The organism is Micromonospora sp. NPDC050397, assembly GCF_044901685.1.
GTDB lineage: Bacteria > Actinomycetota > Actinomycetes > Mycobacteriales > Micromonosporaceae > Micromonospora_G.
In genome coordinates this window covers 1,015,323-1,031,265 of record NZ_JBJDPS010000003.1, presented here as the reverse complement: position 1 = coordinate 1,031,265, position 15,943 = coordinate 1,015,323, and the positions used below count along the sequence as shown (strand labels likewise).

18 protein-coding genes, 2 tRNA genes and 1 other RNA gene are annotated in these 15,943 nt (G+C 70.3%); 11 read left to right on the top strand and 10 right to left on the bottom strand.

The features are described 5' to 3' along the window. The first annotated feature begins 178 nt into the window (after positions 1 to 178). The 4 genes from ACI2K4_RS15675 to ACI2K4_RS15660 all read left to right on the top strand — a co-directional run bounded on the left by ACI2K4_RS15675 (position 179) and on the right by ACI2K4_RS15660 (position 3,919). A complete protein-coding gene (locus tag ACI2K4_RS15675) occupies positions 179 to 727 on the top strand; it encodes a hypothetical protein (RefSeq protein WP_404511712.1) in 549 nt (182 codons plus the stop codon). Between the two features lie 98 nt (positions 728 to 825). Then, the gene (locus ACI2K4_RS15670; protein ID WP_404511864.1) at positions 826 to 1,869 is read left to right on the top strand and encodes a peptidoglycan-binding protein; all 1,044 of its coding nucleotides are present in this window, start codon (positions 826 to 828) and stop codon (positions 1,867 to 1,869) included. Between the two features lie 47 nt (positions 1,870 to 1,916). Next, positions 1,917 to 2,630: an ABC transporter ATP-binding protein gene (locus ACI2K4_RS15665; RefSeq protein WP_404511862.1), complete on the top strand. Its 714-nt coding sequence runs from the start codon at positions 1,917 to 1,919 to the stop codon at positions 2,628 to 2,630. Positions 2,631 to 2,758: 128 nt separating this feature from the next. Next, positions 2,759 to 3,919 carry an ABC transporter permease gene (locus ACI2K4_RS15660; protein ID WP_404511860.1) on the top strand — a complete coding sequence of 387 codons (1,161 nt, stop codon included), beginning with the start codon at positions 2,759 to 2,761 and terminating at the stop codon, positions 3,917 to 3,919. 59 nt (positions 3,920 to 3,978) lie between these two features. Here the strand turns inward: ACI2K4_RS15660 and deoD are convergent, their stop codons facing one another. Continuing rightward, entirely contained in the window at positions 3,979 to 4,686 is a 708-nt protein-coding gene (gene deoD / locus ACI2K4_RS15655) for a purine-nucleoside phosphorylase (protein WP_404511710.1), read from the bottom strand. 76 nt (positions 4,687 to 4,762) lie between these two features. Here deoD and ACI2K4_RS15650 point away from each other — a divergent pair. Beyond that, positions 4,763 to 4,852 (top strand) — tRNA-Ser (locus ACI2K4_RS15650). Between the two features lie 123 nt (positions 4,853 to 4,975). Further along, a complete protein-coding gene (locus tag ACI2K4_RS15645; protein ID WP_404511708.1) occupies positions 4,976 to 5,728 on the top strand; it encodes a methyltransferase domain-containing protein in 753 nt (250 codons plus the stop codon). 16 nt (positions 5,729 to 5,744) lie between these two features. On the opposite strand, the gene ACI2K4_RS15640 is transcribed toward ACI2K4_RS15645, so the two are convergent. The 3 genes from ACI2K4_RS15640 to ACI2K4_RS15630 all read right to left on the bottom strand — a co-directional run bounded on the left by ACI2K4_RS15640 (position 5,745) and on the right by ACI2K4_RS15630 (position 7,803). Next, positions 5,745 to 6,275 (bottom strand): hypothetical protein, encoded by a 531-nt coding sequence (locus ACI2K4_RS15640; RefSeq protein WP_404511706.1) that lies wholly within the window; start codon positions 6,273 to 6,275, stop codon positions 5,745 to 5,747. Between the two features lie 165 nt (positions 6,276 to 6,440). Further along, complete coding sequence (locus ACI2K4_RS15635; RefSeq protein ID WP_404511704.1) at positions 6,441 to 7,460, bottom strand: alpha/beta hydrolase; 1,020 nt, start codon at positions 7,458 to 7,460, stop codon at positions 6,441 to 6,443. 37 nt (positions 7,461 to 7,497) lie between these two features. Beyond that, the gene (locus ACI2K4_RS15630; protein ID WP_404511702.1) at positions 7,498 to 7,803 is read right to left on the bottom strand and encodes a putative quinol monooxygenase; all 306 of its coding nucleotides are present in this window, start codon (positions 7,801 to 7,803) and stop codon (positions 7,498 to 7,500) included. A 156-nt stretch (positions 7,804 to 7,959) separates the two neighbouring features. On the opposite strand from ACI2K4_RS15630, the gene ACI2K4_RS15625 reads away from it, so the two are divergent. Then, a complete protein-coding gene (locus tag ACI2K4_RS15625; RefSeq protein ID WP_404511700.1) occupies positions 7,960 to 8,865 on the top strand; it encodes an AraC family transcriptional regulator N-terminal domain-containing protein in 906 nt (301 codons plus the stop codon). A 96-nt stretch (positions 8,866 to 8,961) separates the two neighbouring features. Here ACI2K4_RS15625 and ACI2K4_RS15620 read toward each other — a convergent pair whose 3' ends face one another. The 6 genes from ACI2K4_RS15620 to ACI2K4_RS15595 form a co-directional block, all read right to left on the bottom strand. Continuing rightward, entirely contained in the window at positions 8,962 to 9,189 is a 228-nt protein-coding gene (locus ACI2K4_RS15620; protein ID WP_404511698.1) for a hypothetical protein, read from the bottom strand. Next, positions 9,186 to 9,416, bottom strand: a complete 231-nt coding sequence (locus ACI2K4_RS15615; protein WP_404511696.1) for a hypothetical protein — start codon at positions 9,414 to 9,416, stop codon at positions 9,186 to 9,188. The genes ACI2K4_RS15620 and ACI2K4_RS15615 overlap by 4 nt, the downstream gene beginning before the upstream one ends. Then, complete coding sequence (locus tag ACI2K4_RS15610; protein WP_404511694.1) at positions 9,413 to 9,685, bottom strand: hypothetical protein; 273 nt, start codon at positions 9,683 to 9,685, stop codon at positions 9,413 to 9,415. The genes ACI2K4_RS15615 and ACI2K4_RS15610 overlap by 4 nt, the downstream gene beginning before the upstream one ends. Then, a complete protein-coding gene (locus ACI2K4_RS15605; RefSeq protein WP_404511692.1) occupies positions 9,682 to 9,903 on the bottom strand; it encodes a hypothetical protein in 222 nt (73 codons plus the stop codon). Before ACI2K4_RS15605 ends, ACI2K4_RS15610 begins: the two co-directional genes overlap by 4 nt. A gap of 353 nt (positions 9,904 to 10,256) precedes the next feature. Beyond that, positions 10,257 to 11,465 (bottom strand): helix-turn-helix domain-containing protein, encoded by a 1,209-nt coding sequence (locus ACI2K4_RS15600; RefSeq protein WP_404511691.1) that lies wholly within the window; start codon positions 11,463 to 11,465, stop codon positions 10,257 to 10,259. Between the two features lie 462 nt (positions 11,466 to 11,927). Next, positions 11,928 to 12,012, bottom strand: a tRNA-Ser gene (locus ACI2K4_RS15595). An 84-nt stretch (positions 12,013 to 12,096) separates the two neighbouring features. Here ACI2K4_RS15595 and ffs point away from each other — a divergent pair. The 4 genes from ffs to ACI2K4_RS15575 all read left to right on the top strand — a co-directional run bounded on the left by ffs (position 12,097) and on the right by ACI2K4_RS15575 (position 15,822). Then, positions 12,097 to 12,186: signal recognition particle sRNA small type (gene ffs, locus ACI2K4_RS15590), an RNA gene on the top strand. Positions 12,187 to 12,360: 174 nt separating this feature from the next. After that, entirely contained in the window at positions 12,361 to 14,829 is a 2,469-nt protein-coding gene (locus ACI2K4_RS15585; RefSeq protein WP_404511689.1) for a DNA polymerase III subunit gamma and tau, read from the top strand. Between the two features lie 162 nt (positions 14,830 to 14,991). Then, positions 14,992 to 15,375, top strand: coding sequence for a DUF2752 domain-containing protein (locus ACI2K4_RS15580; protein ID WP_404511687.1), 384 nt, complete (start codon positions 14,992 to 14,994; stop codon positions 15,373 to 15,375). Between the two features lie 27 nt (positions 15,376 to 15,402). Further along, positions 15,403 to 15,822: an RDD family protein gene (locus tag ACI2K4_RS15575; RefSeq protein WP_404511685.1), complete on the top strand. Its 420-nt coding sequence runs from the start codon at positions 15,403 to 15,405 to the stop codon at positions 15,820 to 15,822. The last annotated feature ends 121 nt before the right edge of the window (positions 15,823 to 15,943 follow it).

The following is a 15,943-nucleotide window of genomic DNA, read 5'->3' as shown; positions in this document are numbered from 1 at the left end:
GACTCGGCTCCGGATAACGCCACCGTTAACGCCGACGCTTACGCCCTGGATACCGCCTCTCCGGTCGACTTGTCGGCAACGGTCGGCGACTCGCGCCGGCCGGACGTGGGGTCGGCGACCTGTGTCGACCGGACGTGAGGTTGGCGATCGTCGCCGACCGGATGAGAGGGAGGTCACCATGCGCAGACGACCAGTGGTGGGCCTGCTCGCCCTGCCCGCGCTGCTCGCCCTGGCACTGACCGGCTGCGGCACGCCCACCGAGGGCGACCAGGTGGCGACCGCCGGTGGCGCGGGCGGGGCCGAACCGACCGCCTCCAGCAGCGCGGTCGCGCTCGACAACGCCGAGCGGCAGCTCAGGTTCGCCCAGTGCATGCGGGAGAACGGGGTCGACATGCCGGACCCCGATCCGGCCGAGAAGGGCCGGGTACGGATCGGCGCCGGTGACGACCCGGGCAAGGCCCAGGCGGCGATGGAGGCGTGTCGCCAGTTCCTTCCCAACGGCGGCGAGGGGCGCAAGCTCGACCCCGAGCAGGCGGAGCAGATGCGCGAGATGGCCCGGTGCATGCGGGAGAACGGGGTGCCGGACTTCCCTGACCCGGGGGCCGACGGCACACTCAAGATCGACAAGGGCCTGCTCGGCGGCAAGGGCCTCGACGACCCGACGTTCCGGGCGGCGATGGAAAAGTGTGAGCAGCTCCGGCCGAAGCCCCTCGGGAGCGCCAAGTGACGGCCGCCCCGGAGACGGAAACCCGGACCGACCAGCCCGAGCCGGCACGATCGTCGGCTCCGGAGCACCGCCGAAGGCGGTCCCGTACCGGGACGGTCCTGGTCGCCGCCGTCGTCGTGGTCGCCGCCGGTGCCGGCGCCGCGGCCACGGTCGGCTTCGGCGGGCGGGACCCGGGTACGGCGGTCGCCAGCACCCAACCACCGGCGACCGCCCAGGTCACCCGGCAGACCCTGATCGATGCCGAGTCTGTCGACGGCGAACTCGGGTACGGCACCACGCGTACCGTCGGTGCCCGGGGCAACGGAACCATCACCTGGCTCGCCCCGACCGGTGGCACCGTGAAACGGGGCAGCGCGCTCTACGCGGTGGACGACGCCAAGGTGGTGCTGCTGCACGGGGCGCTGCCCGCGTACCGGACCCTGACCAGCGGGGTCGAGGGGGCCGACGTCCGGCAGTTCGAACAGAACCTAGCCGCGCTCGGCTACGACGGGTTCACCGTGGACGACTCGTACACCGGCGGCACCGCCGAGGCGGTTCGCGACTGGCAGGACGACCTCGGTCTCGACGACACCGGCCGGGTCGAACCGGGCAGCATCGTCTACGCCGCCGGCGACGTACGCGTCGACGGGCACGAGGCGGCCGTCGGCGACCTGGTCCAGCCCGGAAAAGCCCTGTTCACGTACACCGGGACGAGCCGGCTGGTCACCGTCGACCTCGACGTTGACGACCAGCGGCTGGCGAAGAAGGACGCCCGGGTCGGGCTGACCCTGCCGGACGGCAAGCGGGTCGACGGGACGATCTCCCGTACCGAGACGGTGATCGAGACGTCGTCCGGTGCCCCTGGCGAGAGCGAGGCGGAGACAAAAATCGAGGTGACCGTGGCGGTCGCCGACCCGGCCGCGCTGGCCGGATTCGACCAGGCCACGGTCAAGGTCGCATTCACCGCCGCCGAGCGTCCCGAGGTGCTGACCGTGCCGGTGGCGGCACTGCTGGCTCTGGCCGAGGGCGGGTACGGGGTACAACTCGTGGAGTCCGGACGTACCCGGATCATCGCGGTCGAGACCGGCCTGTTCGCCAGCGGCCGGGTCGAGGTCTCCGGCGACGGCCTGACCGAGGGCGCGACGATCGGGGTACCGTCGTGACGACCCCTCCGACCGTGCCCGTCGACTCGGCTCCCGGCGCCGTCCCGATCATCGAGTTGACCGGCGTCACCAAGCGGTACGCCGGAGGCGTGGTGGCGGTCGGCGGGGTGTCGCTCCGGGTCGACCGAGGCGAACTGGTGGCAATCGTCGGACCGTCCGGCTCGGGAAAATCGACCATGCTGCACCTGATCGGCACCCTGGACCGCCCCTCGACCGGCAGCGTACGCATCGACGGCTACGACGTCGCCCGGCTCCGTGACCGGGAACTCTCCGCGCTGCGTTCGTCCCGGATCGGGTTCGTGTTCCAGCAGTTCCACCTCGCACCGGGCGTACCGGTGGTGGAAAACGTCGCGGACGGGCTGCTCTATGCGGGCGTACCGCTGCGGGAACGGCGCCGACGGGCGGCGGCGGCGCTGCACCGGGTTGGCTTGGACCACCGGCTCGACCACCGGCCGCACGAACTCTCCGGGGGAGAGCGGCAGCGGGTCGCGATCGCCCGCGCGGTGGTCGGTGAGCCACCGTTGCTGCTGGCCGACGAACCCACCGGCAACCTCGACTCTGCCTCCGGCGCCGGCATCCTCGACCTGCTGCACGAGCTGAACCGGGCCGGCACCACCGTTGTCGTGATCACCCACGACCGGGAGATCGCGGCCAGCCTGCCCCGACAGGTACGCATGCGCGACGGTCTGGTGGTCGCCGACTCCCCGGCACTCGTCGGGTCCTCGGTGCTCGCCGATTCCTCGGTTGGTGGTGACCGGTGAACCGGCGCTCTGGCGGGGCTTCGTCGGACGCGCCCCGGCTCACCCCGTCCCAGCTCACGCAGCCCCGGCTCACCCCGCCCCGGCTCACCCCGCCCCGGCTCGCCCCGGCCCGGCTCCGACCCCGGGACGTGATCAGGGTGGGCGGCGTCGGGCTGCGTACCCGCCCGCTGCGGGCGTTCCTCTCGGCGCTCGGCATCGCCATCGGTATCGCGGCGATGACCGCAGTGGTCGGCATCTCCTCGTCGTCCCGGGCGGAACTCGACCGGACCCTCGACGCGCTCGGCACCAACCTGCTCACCGTGTCACCTGGACAGTCGATTTTCGGTGAGGCGGCCGAGCTGCCGGAGGAGTCGATCGAGATGATCGGCCGGATCGGCCCGGTACGCCAGGTCGCCGCCACCGCCCAACTCGGCGACGCGAGGGTGTACCGCAGCGACCGGATCCCGACCGCCGAAACCGGCGGCATCGGCGCCCGTGCGGCCAACCTGGAACTGCTCGACACGGTCGGGGCGGAAATCCGGAGCGGCACCTGGCTCAACGCCGCGACCGCCCGATACCCGGCCGTGGTGCTCGGCGCCACCGCCGCCGAACGGCTCGGCCTCGGCGCCGCCGGTACGGACGTACAGATCTACCTCGGTGGTAGGTGGTTCACCGTGGTCGGCATACTCGCGCCAGTGCCGCTGGCGCCGGAACTGGACCTGTCGGCGCTGGTCGGCTGGGACGCCGCACGGACGTACCTGGGCTTCGACGGGCACCCGACCACGGTCTACAGCCGATCCGTGGAAAGCTCCGTCGAGGCGGTACGCGCCGTGCTCGGCGCCACCGCCAACCCGGCCGCGCCGAACGAGGTGGAGGTCTCCCGCCCCTCCGACGCGCTCGCCGCCGCCCAGGCCACCGACCAGGCGTTCACCGGGCTGCTGCTCGGTCTCGGCGCGGTCGCCCTGCTCGTCGGCGGGGTGGGAGTGGCGAACACGATGGTCATATCGGTGCTGGAGCGGCGGCCGGAGATCGGGCTGCGCCGCTCGCTCGGCGCCACCCGGGGACAGGTACGCGCCCAGTTCCTCACCGAGTCGCTGCTGCTCTCCGCGCTCGGCGGGATCGGCGGGGTGCTGCTCGGCATCGGGGTGACGTCCGGCTACGCCCTGCTCCAGACCTGGCCGACCGTCGTACCCGCCTGGGCCATGGTCGGCGGCGTGGCCGCCACCCTCGTCATCGGCGGCCTGGCTGGCCTCTACCCCGCCATCCGAGCCGCCCGCCTATCCCCCACCGAAGCCCTCTCCACCCCGTGACCCACTCCCTCCCCTCCGCCCGATCCCGTTCGAGGGCGGGTGGAGGGGAGCGGCAAGGATCAGGCGATTGCGGTGTCGAGGGCGATTTCGACCATCTGACCGAAGGTCTGCTCGCGCTCCTGGGAGGTGGTCTTCTCGCCGGTCTTGATGTGGTCGCTGACGGTCAGCACGGTCAGCGCACGAGCCTTGAAGCGGGCCGCGATCGTGTAGAGCGCCGCCGACTCCATCTCCACCGCGAGCACGCCGTACTGGGCCAGGGTGTCGTAGAGGTCCGGACGGTCGGTGTAGAAGGCGTCCGCCGCCAGCACCGGTCCGACCCGCATGCTGATGCCGCGCCGCTCGGCGACCTCGACAGCCGTACGGAGCAGCCCGAAGTCGGCCACCGGGGCGTAGTCGATCAGCCCGTCGAACCGCACCCGGTTCATGTTCGAGTCGGTCGAGGACCCGTTCGCCGCCAGCACGTCACGCAGTTGCAGGTCCTCGCTGAGCGCTCCGCAGGAGCCGACCCGGATCAGCGTCCGTACGCCGTACTCGTTGATCAGTTCGTGGGCGTAGATGGAGGCCGACGGCATGCCCATGCCGGAGCCCTGCACCGACACCTCAACCCCGTTCCAGGTGCCGGTGAAGCCGTACATGCCCCGAACCGAGGAGTAGCACTTGGCATCCTCGAGGTAGGTCTCCGCGATCCACTTGGCCCGCAGCGGGTCGCCCGGCATCAGGACCCGCTCGGCGATCTCGCCCGGCTTCCCGCCGATGTGCGTACTCATGGCAGATGATCCTGCCAGGTCCGGCCGGGGCATACCGGCGCGACGGCCACCCCGGGCATCCGGTAGCCTTCTCGGCGGTGGCGTGTCCGAGTGGCCTAAGGAGCACGCCTCGAAAGCGTGTGAGGGTTTACGCCCTCCGCGGGTTCAAATCCCGCCGCCACCGCCAGTAAGCAGGCAGAACGCCCGGCAAGTCCGCGAGGACGAACCGGGCGTTTCGCCGTTGTGGGCTCGGTTGGGTCGCACCCGAATCACGTTGATGTCGGGCGTCCCGTCAGCGCAGACTCGTCGGATGGGGAGCTTCGAGCGGCTGGTCGCGGAAGGCGTTGCCGTACCGGTGCGGGGTTGGGATTTTTCCTGGTTCAACGGTCGGGCGACCGAGCAGCGGCCGTCCTGGGGATACGCCCGGCTGATGGGTGAGCGGATGGCGACCGCCCGGCGAGCGCTCGACCTGCAGACCGGTGGCGGTGAGGTGCTGGCCGGGATGCCGAAACCGCCCTCGGTGCTGGTGGCGACCGAGGGTTGGCCGCCGAACGCGGCGCTCGCCCGGCAGCGGCTCGCCCCGATCGGGGGCACCGTGGTCGAGGTCGGCGAGGACGCCGACCTGCCGTTTGCCGGCGGAGTGTTCGACCTGGTCGTCAGCCGGCACCCGGTGATGGTGCGGTGGGACGAGGTGGCGCGGGTGTTGGCGCCGGGCGGGACCTACCTGTCCCAGCAGGTCGGCGCCGGTTCGGTGCGGGAACTCATCGACTTCATGATGGGGCCGCAGCCGGTGAGCCCGGCCCGCCGACCCGACCGGGCGGTCGCGGCCGCCACGGCCGTCGGGCTCGACGTGGTCGATCTGCGTACGGAGGCGCTGCGGATGGAGTTCTTCGACGTCGCCGCCGTGGTGGTCTTCCTGCGTAAGGTGCTCTGGACGGTGCCCGACTTCACCGTCGAGGCGTACGCGGACCGGCTGCGGGCGCTGCACCTGTCGATCGAGTCGGGTGGTCCGTTTGTCGCGCACTCCCAGCGCTTCCTGATCGAGGCCCGTAAGCCCGGATGAGGGGGCGGGGGTTCGGTCAGCAGAGTCCGAACCCCTCGTCGAAGAGCTTGTGGGCGTAGTCGGCGTACCCGGCGACGGTCTTGCGGACCACCAGGCCGTCGTGCAGGAAGAGGAAGGCGCGGTCGCCCTCCTGGGCCATCAAACCGTCGAACCGGTACGTCCCCTGTGGAGCGGTGAGTTCCGTCGCCGCCGGATAACGGGCGTGCACGGTGTTGACCGAGGTGCCGACCGTGACGCCCTCCGGGGTGTGCATCGGCGGGCTCACCCACATCAGCACCAGCCTGTCCCGGTCGAAGACCGGACCCACGGTGGCGAGGCCGGTGAGGTTCGGGTTGCACGAAGCGGGCTCCGGTTGCAGCACGCCGCGCCTGGTCAGCTCGGTCTCGGTGTCGCCGAACTCGATGTTGCGTACGCCGGACAGATGGACCACGTCGGGCCCGAAGCTCCCGGTGTCCCCGCCGGTTGGCGGGTTCGGGATGCTGTCGCCGGTGGAAGCGAGCAACGCGACCACCAGCCATCCGATCAGTACCGTTTTGCGGGCTTTCATATAGTTTCCCTCCGGGAGCACAACGGAGTGGAAGCCAGAAGGTTGCTGCTCGTTTCCACATCCTGTGGATAGAACATGTGTACGACCGATCCGGTTACGGCCTCGCGCTCGTCTCCCCGGCCGCCGGGCGGGGGTGCCCGACGGCCCCGATGGCCCACCGGTGGGCTACACCTCCGGATGCGGCTCCAGGATCCGGCTGAGCCAGTCGACGCGTGCTCGGCGGGCCGCGACCGAGACCCGTGCCTTCGGATAGAGGGCGTCGAACCCGTGGAAGCCGCCCGCCCAGACGTGCAGTTCCGCCTGGCCGCCGGCCGCCCAGATCCGGCTCGCGTAGTCGACGTCCTCGTCCCGGAACACCTCGGCCGTGCCGGCGTCGACGTACGTGTTCGGCAGGCCCGACAGGTCGTCGGCCAGCGCCGGCGAGACATAACTCGGTACGTCCCCGCTGTCGAGGTCGCCGAGGAGCGATCGCCAGCCGAACTCGTTCATCTCGCGGGTCCAGACGCCGGGCTCGCCCGAGTACTGCCGGCTCGACGTGCTGTTGTTGCGGTGGTCGAGCATGGGATAGATCAACATTTGGGCGGCGATGGCCGGGATTCCCCGGTCACGTGCCATCAGGGTGAGCCCGGCGGCGAGGCCGCCACCGGCGCTGGTACCTGCGACGACGATGCGGCTGGGGTCGATGCCCAACTCGTCGGCGTGCTCGACCACCCAGAGCAGGCCGAGGTAGCAGTCGTCGACCGGTGTAGTGCCGGTGACCTCCGGCGCCAGTCGGTAGTCCACCGAGACGACGACGGCACCGAACCGGTCGAGCCACTCCAGTGGGATGTCGATCTGCGAGTAGCGGTCTCCCATGATCATCCCGCCGCCGTGGACCCAGTAGACGCACGGCACCGGCGTACGGCGACGATCACGACCGGCACCAGCACCAGCACCAGCATCGGCACCAGCACCGACACCGGCATGAGCGGGGGTGAGGATCGTCAGCGGAATCTCCGCGCCGTCCGGGGCGGGAAAGGTCACCTCACGGCGGTCGACCGGGTGACCTTCGAGCAGGCTTTCGACCGGTGGCGGTGGGAACTGGCGGATCTGCGCGAGCACGTCGGGGTTGAGTTCGGGCATGAGCTGCATGTCGGCGAGGAACGTGTTGAGTTCCGGGTCGAATTCGGGGCGTACCTGGGTCACGGTGGCTCCTTTGGCGAGGCGTGGTGGTGAGGGACGTTCAGAAGGCGGCCTTGCCGCCCACCGGTACCTCGTCGGCGTACCGGGACTCGCCGACGAGCAGCGGCTGGAGCTTCGCGACCAGGGCCTGTGCCTGCTCGGTCCGGAAGAAGCTGGCGTGCGCTTCCGTGCTGGTCCAGCCCTCGGTGACGGAGACAACATCAGGGTTGCTGGCCGAGCGGCTGACCAGGAAGACGACGCAGTCGTCGTTCGACAGGGACGGCGCGTCGAGCAAGAACTCGACCAGTTCGTCACCCTTGCCGGGCTGCGCGGTCATGACAGCGTGGAAACCGTGCCCGATGGTCATGTGAGATCACCTTGTCAGTCGTGGAGCTGCGCGCCCCTGGGATATCGACCAACCCATCAAAGCACCGCTAGCAGCAGGATCGTTAGGGTGATGCTCCTACACTCTTGCCTAATTCTCTCGTTGCAGCGAGTATCGGGCTCGTGCTTCAATCGGCGGGTGGACCTCGACGAGCTGCGTGACCTGCTCTCCCGGCACGCCCGACCCGGCATGACCACCGCCATCGAGGGCGTCCTGGTCTCGAAGGTCGAGCGCCCCTATCCGCCGTCACCGGCGATGTCCGGCACGGTGCTGGCCCTCATCGCCCAGGGTGCGAAACGCGTCGCCCTCGGCGACCGGGTCTACGAGTACCGCGCCGGGCAGTACCTCGTCGCCTCGGTCGACCTGCCGATCACCGGTCACTTCACCGAGGCCAGCCCCGAACGGCCGGCACTCGGCTTCGGCCTGGTCCTCTCCCCGGCCACCGTCGCCGAGCTGCTGCTCCAGGCGGCGCCCGGTGACCTCCCGCCCGTCGGCGGCGCTGCGCCGTCGGGCATGGCCGTCAGCGACGCACCCCACGAACTCGTCGACGCGGTGCTCAGGCTGCTGCGCCTGCTCGACCAGCCGCGCGACATCGCGGTGCTCGCGCCCCTGATCAAGCGGGAGATCCTCTGGCGGCTGATCGCCGGTGAACAGGGCACGGTCGTACGTCAGCTCGGTCTCGCCGACAGCAGCCTCAGCCACGTCGCACGGGCGGTCCGGTGGATCCGCGAGCACTACGCGCAGTCCTTCCGGGTGGAGGACGTGGCGAGGCTGGCGGGGATGAGCGTCTCCGCCTTCTACCGCAACTTCCAGGCGGTCACCGCGATGAGCCCGATCCAGTTCCAGAAGCAGATCCGACTCCAGGAGGCCCGACTCCTGCTCGCCACCCACCCCAACGACGTCGGCGGTGTCTGCGCCCGGGTCGGCTACGACAGCGCGTCACAGTTCAGTCGGGAATACCGCCGCCAGTTCGGCGCGGCTCCCAGCCAGGACGCCGCCCGCCTGCGCGGCACCCCGCTCACCCCTGCGTCAACCCTGGTCTGAGTCGTCCGCTGAGACGCCGCCGCCAGGACAACGCGCTAACGGGTGGCGACATCGGCGAGCACGCGCCTTCCGTCCGCTCTCAATGCTGGAACGTCGTCACAGCAGGTGTACCCGTTCGGTACTGCCGTCGGGGTTTTGCAGGACGAGGTGTCCGCCGCCGCGTTCCATCAGCTCCAGGACCAGGTTGTAGACCAAGAGCGCCCGGTTGATCGTGTCTGTCTTTGTGTCTCTGGTTCGTGTGCATGCCGTGGCGAGGGCGTCGACCGTGCGGGGGACGAGGTTCACGGTCACCTTGACCAGCGCGGTCCGGTCCGGGTCGGTCACGCGACCGCCGGCCCGTCGGCCGTCGCCCGTCGCTCTGCCTCCGGGTACGCGGCGTCCCTGCCGGCCCGGATGCCGACCGCCCATGCCAACTGGGCGCACCCGTGGGGGGTGCACTGGTAGCAGGTTCCGGGCCGCCAGGCGTTGCCACCGGGCTGGTGCTGCCGCCAGGTCAGGTCCGCCGCGATCCGCAGGGTGGCCGGGTCGGTGCCCTCGTCGTTCCGGCTCATGGTGCCGTCCCCGCCCGCTCGATCGCGCTGACACGCACGTAACCGCCGTAGCAGTCCCGGTGCCCCGGCCGATCCGGATCCCCGCACGACGGCAGGTGCGCCCATACCCAGACCTCCAACTCACCCTCACGGGTACGCGGATCGTCGCCATCAACGGCAACGAGCCGCAGCGTGGTCGCCTCCAAGGCCGGAACGCCGAGGAGGTTCCACTCGCCTGGCTGAAGGTGCAGGAGCGTGCCGGCCGGCACCCGAACGGCACCGGAGATCACGACCCCACCGCCTGCCGCTCGGCCGCCAACATCTCCGGGTCGACCACAGCCCGCAGCGCCGCCACCAGCCGGGCGCATCGCCCCGCCGGGTAGGACGGACACATCCGGCATTCCTCGCCGCCCTCGTGCGCGGCCACCGTTGACCGGGCCATGCCGAGGATGACCGGCCACACCGACCGAGGCATGATCGTCAACGGATGCTGGTCGACGGCGCTCATCGCCGCCGCCGTGTCCAGCGGAAGACGCCCGCGTTGTGCATGATCCGCAACAGGGGCAGCGGAACTTCGGTCCGTACGGCTGCCCGTGGAGTGCCCACTGGTCTGCAGTACCAATTCATCATCGCTCGCTCACCTCCGGGAAACGATGGGGAGGTGGAGGTGCGGCAACCCGTCTCCTCAGCGCCGCGCCCCCGGCGCCGAGCTGCCCGGGAGAGCATGGTCGGCACGTGGGAGGGCAGCGGCGACCTGCTTATCCCTCGGAAACGAGGTCGCCGCGCCTGTTGCAGACGGTACGGCGACGATCACGCAAGATGAGCCCCGAAGCGGGGGACTACCCCACGGTGGGGTGGTGTTCAGGCCACGCGGGCGCGCTCGGCCAGCGGGCGGAGGTCCGGTCGGGTGGTGGGCGTCTCGCGCACCACCAGCTCCCGGAGCAGACTCCTCATCAGCACGTTCAGGGTTGCCTCCTCCGGGACTTCACGGTCTGCCCGCAGGAGCATGTGGACGGCGGCCAGGTCGTTGCGCTGAGTGGCGTACCCACGTGCCAAGTGCAGGTAATGGGCGTAGCGGCGCTCCGTGCTGACCGTGTTCGTCACGTCAACCCGCTCACCGACCCGCAGCGCTTCCGATGGCCTCGACAGTTCCAACGTGACGGCCGCGCGGTGGATGCCGACGTTCGTCGCGCCGAAGTAGACGTGGTGGTACTCAGTCTCGCCGGTCACGGCTGCGGCGCTGGCGGCCACGTCCAAGGCGTCGAGCGCCCGCCGCTCGTCGCGCAACCGTGCGTGCTGGACCGCGAGCAGCAGGTGCAGCACGCCGAGCACGCTGAGCCGGTCATGTGCCTCGTCGTCGTGCCTGTTCAGGTCGCGGATGGCGTCGAGGCAGAGCGATGCCGACTCCTCGGTATGACCCCGGGTGCTCAACACCTGGGCCATCGTCCAAGCGGCAGCCCCCCGATAGACCGGGTCGTCTGCGGCACGGGCTGCGGCTACGGACCGGTCGGCAGCCAAAATGGCAATGTCGCTAGCACCTACCCGTTTGCCGTAGGCGCGGACGAGCGAGTAGACGTCGGCGGCGACCCGTTCGGCGTCCCTGCGATCGGCGCCCTCGGTTGCCTCCACCGTGGCGCGGGCAGTCTGGATCAGCTCGGGCAGCATCGGGGCCGTACGCGTGTACCGCTGCGGCGAGGTGGACCACGTCTGCCAGGTCCAGTCAACCGCCCGCCTCAGGCCGGGCAGGTCTACCGGACCGCCGAGCGTAGGGGCGTACTCGTGGAGCGCCGCGCGCACGGGCGCGATGCTTTCGTGCTCGGCCTGCTCGTCGGGCAGGTGGCCGACCGGCAGGCCGGTGAGCTTGTAAAGGTCGCGGACCTTCAGGATCCGGGCTATCTCGATCCAGTCGCCCAGCGAGGTGACCGACCGCTCGCCGGATTCCCACTTCCGCCAGCCAGAGACAGTGACACCCTTGAGTTGGGCGGCCACCGTCTGGGTGAGGCCGGCTCGCTCTCGGTAGAGCTTGATCCGCTGGCCCGGCGTCACGCCAGGCTCGATGACAGGGTCCATGATGGCCCGCCTCCCGCACGAGGTCGTCTGGCTTGCGACGGTACTCCAGATCGAGGGTGGTGACTGCTGACCTTCGCGATGGAGGACCAGCTCGCACGCGGTCCTCTGGTGCCCTGCCCGTTCAGCATCGAACGATCTGGTAGGGCTCGGGATGTCGGCGGTCGCTCTGGAGGTCTGGATCAGTTCTGTGCGCCGGAAGACTCCTACTCTCCGTGCATGATCCCCCAGAACTAGCCGACCGGCTATGTCGGCAGCGCGGCTGACCTGAGCGGAAAGATCATTTCCGGCAAGCTCCGACCTGTCGCCCTCGTGCTGCCGATCGCCTCCAGCATGCCTGTCCGGGTTCGGATGGCGGGGCGAGCGGGAGGGACCCTGGGTCGGTTCCCCTACCGGTCCCCTAAAGATCATCAGGCCGGGTCAGAAAACCGCTCCTGACCTGGCCTGATGCTATGCCGCTCTCGGCGGAGGATACGAGATTCGAACTCGTGAGGGTGTAAACCCAACACGCTTTCCAAGCGTGCGCCCTAGGCCTCTAGGCGAATCCTCCGTGAGACAGGGTACAGGTCCCGCCGAGATCTCCTAACCCAGTACCTCCGGCGAAGATCGAAGACCGGGGTGGTTACACTTGGCCAACCCCCCGTGCGGCGTCAACCTGTGAACCTCCCCAGGGCCGGAAGGCAGCAAGGATAAGCGGGCTCTGGCGGGTGCACGGGGGGCCTTTGCATCCCGGGCCCGGTGCCTCCGTCCCGTCCTACGGCCGATCAGAGGGCGCCAGCCCGGCCGGTAGCCCCCTATCCGAGCCGCCACGGCACTTCCCTTCCCGGTGAGGGCGGGGCGAGGTGGCCGTAGGACGCGGTGCGGCGGAGAATGGCTCGGTCGAGAGGAGGCGGGACGAGTGGCACTCGCGCTCTACCGCAAGTACCGGCCGCGCACCTTCGCCGAGGTGATCGGGCAGGAGCACGTCACCGAGCCGCTGTCGCAGGCACTGCGTACCGGGCGGCTGAACCACGCGTACCTTTTCTCGGGTCCACGTGGTTGCGGCAAGACCTCCAGCGCCCGGATCCTGGCCCGCTCGCTCAACTGCGAGCAGGGGCCGACCCCGGAGCCGTGTGGCGTCTGTGAATCGTGCCGGGCCCTGGCCGGGGACGGTGCCGGTTCGATCGACGTGATCGAGATCGACGCGGCCAGCCACGGTGGCGTCGACGACGCTCGCGAACTGCGGGAGCGGGCCTTCTTCGCGCCGGCCAACAGCCGGTTCAAGATCTACGTCATCGACGAGGCGCACATGGTCTCGTCGGCCGGCTTCAACGCCCTGCTCAAGCTGGTCGAGGAGCCGCCGGAGTTCGTCAAGTTCATCTTCGCCACGACCGAGCCGGAGAAGGTCCTCGGCACGATCAAGTCGCGTACCCATCACTACCCGTTCCGGCTGATCCCGCCCGGAGTGCTGCGGCCGTACCTGGAGCAGCTCACCGAGGCCGAGGGGGTCAAGGTCGACCCGGCGGTCTTCCCGCTGGTCGTACGCGCCGGTGGTGGCAGTGCCCGGGACTCGCTCTCGGTGCTGGACCAGTTGATCGCCGGTGCAGGTCCGGACGGGGTTGATTATGCCCGCGCGGTCGCCCTGCTCGGGGTGACCGACGGCGCGCTGATCGACGAGATGTGCGACGCGATCGCCGCCGGGGACGGCGCGGCGGCGTACGGCACCGTCGACCGGGTCGCCGAGGCCGGTCACGACCCCCGGCGGTTCGCCACCGACCTGCTGGAACGGCTCCGTGACCTGATCGTCCTGCAACAGGTGCCGGACGCGGCGGCGAAGGGCCTGATCGACGGCCCGTCGGACCAGGTCGAGCGGATGACCGCGCAGGCGCAGCGGATCGGCGCGGCGACGCTCTCCCGGTGTGCCGACATCGTGCACAACGGCCTGGTCGAGATGCGCGGCACCACCGCGCCTCGACTGCTGCTGGAACTGGTCTGCGCCCGGATGCTGCTGCCCGGTGTCGACGACTCCGACCGTGGCCTGTTGCAGCGGCTGGAGCGGATGGAGCGTCGGCTGACGCTCGTCGGTGACCCGGGGCCGTCGGCCGCCGCCGGCTCCGCGCCGGTCGTCGACCCCGCACCGGTACGTCCGACCTCCGCCCCCGCGTCAACAGTCGACCCTTCCGGTCCGTCCTCGATGTCGGCCGGGCAGAACATGGCACCGGCCGGGCGGGACACGGCACCGGCCGGGCGGGACGTCCCGCCGGCCGGTCAGGTCGGCCCGGCCGGAGCGACGGCCCCGGCACCGACGACCCCGTCGCCGACCCGCTCGGTGGTGATGCCCGATCCGGTCACCCCCGACCCACCGGCCCCCGGTTCGGCCACCCCCGGCGTGCTGGACGCCGTCGCCGTACGGCGGCAGTGGGGCGAGGTGGTGGGCCTGATCAATCGGACCAACAAGCGGATCGCCGCCCTGGTACGCGACGCGGTGGTCCGGGACCTGGACAACGGCACCCTGGTCCTGACGGTCAAGTCGCCGGTGCTCGCCCAGATGGTGGTCAGTCACGTCGAGGTGTTGTCGGACGCGATCTACCAGGAGTTCGGGGAGCGCTGGCAGATCCGGTGCGAGGTGGCCGGGGACCAGCGGGCGGGAGCCGGTTCGGCCGGACCACGTGCGGCCGTGGCCGCCCCGCCCCGGAACACCGCCGCACGGGACGCGGCACCCAGGAGCGCGCCGCCGGCACCGTCCGCGTCGACGGAGAGCCCGCCCTGGGACACCTCGACCGGCAACACCCGGGGCACCGCACCGGGTCGGTCACCGGCCGGCGGCAACCCCGCCAACCAGGTACGTGATTCAGCGAACACTCCGGCCAGTGGTGCGGAGGAGAACGGCTGGCCGGAGCCGGCGCGCCCGGGTGGAGCGGTGCCCGCCGCCGCCCCGGCCGCGCAGGAGTGGCCGGAGCCGACCCGGCCCGGTGGCGCGAACGGGAGCGCGGATCCGGTCGCACCGGCGGCCCGGGTGCAGACCGCCCCGGCCCCCGCGTCGGTGACGACGAACGGTTCCGTACCCGGTGCTCCGGTGGGGAACGGTCAACCGGGCAGCGGTCTCGCGGCGGCCCGTGCGGCGGCGGCCGGGCGTGGTCCAAAACCGCAGGCCACGGTGCGTACGGCGGACCGGGAGTGGGCTGGCGAGCCCCCCTACGACCCGGACTACGACGGTCCCGTCCGATCGACGGGCGTCGGTTACGAGGGCTTCGACCCGGGTGACGAACCGCTGGACGAGGTGGTTGACGAGCGGACCGCGCGCCAGACCAGCGAGCAGCAGGCGGTGCAGTTGCTGCAACAGACGCTCGGCGCGGAGCGGATCGGCGAAATCGACAATACGAAGTAAATACCAATCGAGCGTTGATTACCGTTAGGTGACGACCGCGATAAATGTTCTGACTGTCCATTTGCGAGCGATGGCAAATGGGCCAGCGGGGCGAGCCCGGATCTCTTATGATCAGCCGCCCCCTCTTCAGAACGGTCAGGACCAGTGCGGCGAGAATTCTCTGTGCCCGAGCGACTCGGCCTCTTCGGAGTGGCCATCGCTCCGGTGGCGGCGGTCTGGCCGTGGCTGACCGGCACCACCGGAGTGGCCGCGCCGTGTCCGCTGCGTTGGTTGACCGGTGTGCCCTGCCCCGGTTGCGGTCTCACCACGGCCGCGGTCGCGCTGGTGCACGGTGACGTCCTCGGTGCGATCCGGGCAAATCCGGTAATTCTCGGCCTCGCCGTACTGGCGTTGGCCGTGGGTCCGCTGCTCGGGCTCCGGGCGCTCGGTGTGCTTCCCGCACCGGTCGCCTGGTCGGTCCGGGCCCGCCGGATGGCGGGACGGGGGGTGGTCCTGCTCGCGCTGGCGAGCTGGGTCTTCCAGTTGATTCGGCTCGGCGTCGGCTGAGCATCCTCCACAAGGAGTTAACCCCTGATGTTTGCCAACTGGATCACGCGCGTCGGCGCGTACATCGTCGATGGTCTGATCGTCGCCCCCTTCTCGATCCTGGCCGTGGTGCTCGACGGGCCGGGTACCGACCCGGAGACCGGCCTGGCCACCGGCCCGGGGCCGCTCTACTGGGTCTTCGCCGTGCTCGGCTTCGCGCTGTCCGCCTACAACCGCTGGTTCCAGGCGGGTAAGACCGGCCAGAGTTGGGGCAAGAAGGCGCTCGGAATCCGCCTGGTCGGCGAGGCCACCGGCCAGCCGATCGGTGCCGGCAAGGCGTTCCTGCGCGACATCGCGCACATCGTCGACATCATCATCTGCTACGTCGGTTTCCTCTTCCCGCTCTGGGACAGCAAGCGGCAGACCCTGGCCGACAAGATCGTCAAGACGGTCGTGGTCAAGGGCTGAACGTCCCACGCGGTCGTGGGTGACCTGAATCGCTCGCGGTAGCCGTACCGGGCCGTGTCCCGTCGACCGGTGGTCGGCGGGACATGGCCTAGGCTGGGGTGGACCGTTTCCGCTCTTTCGA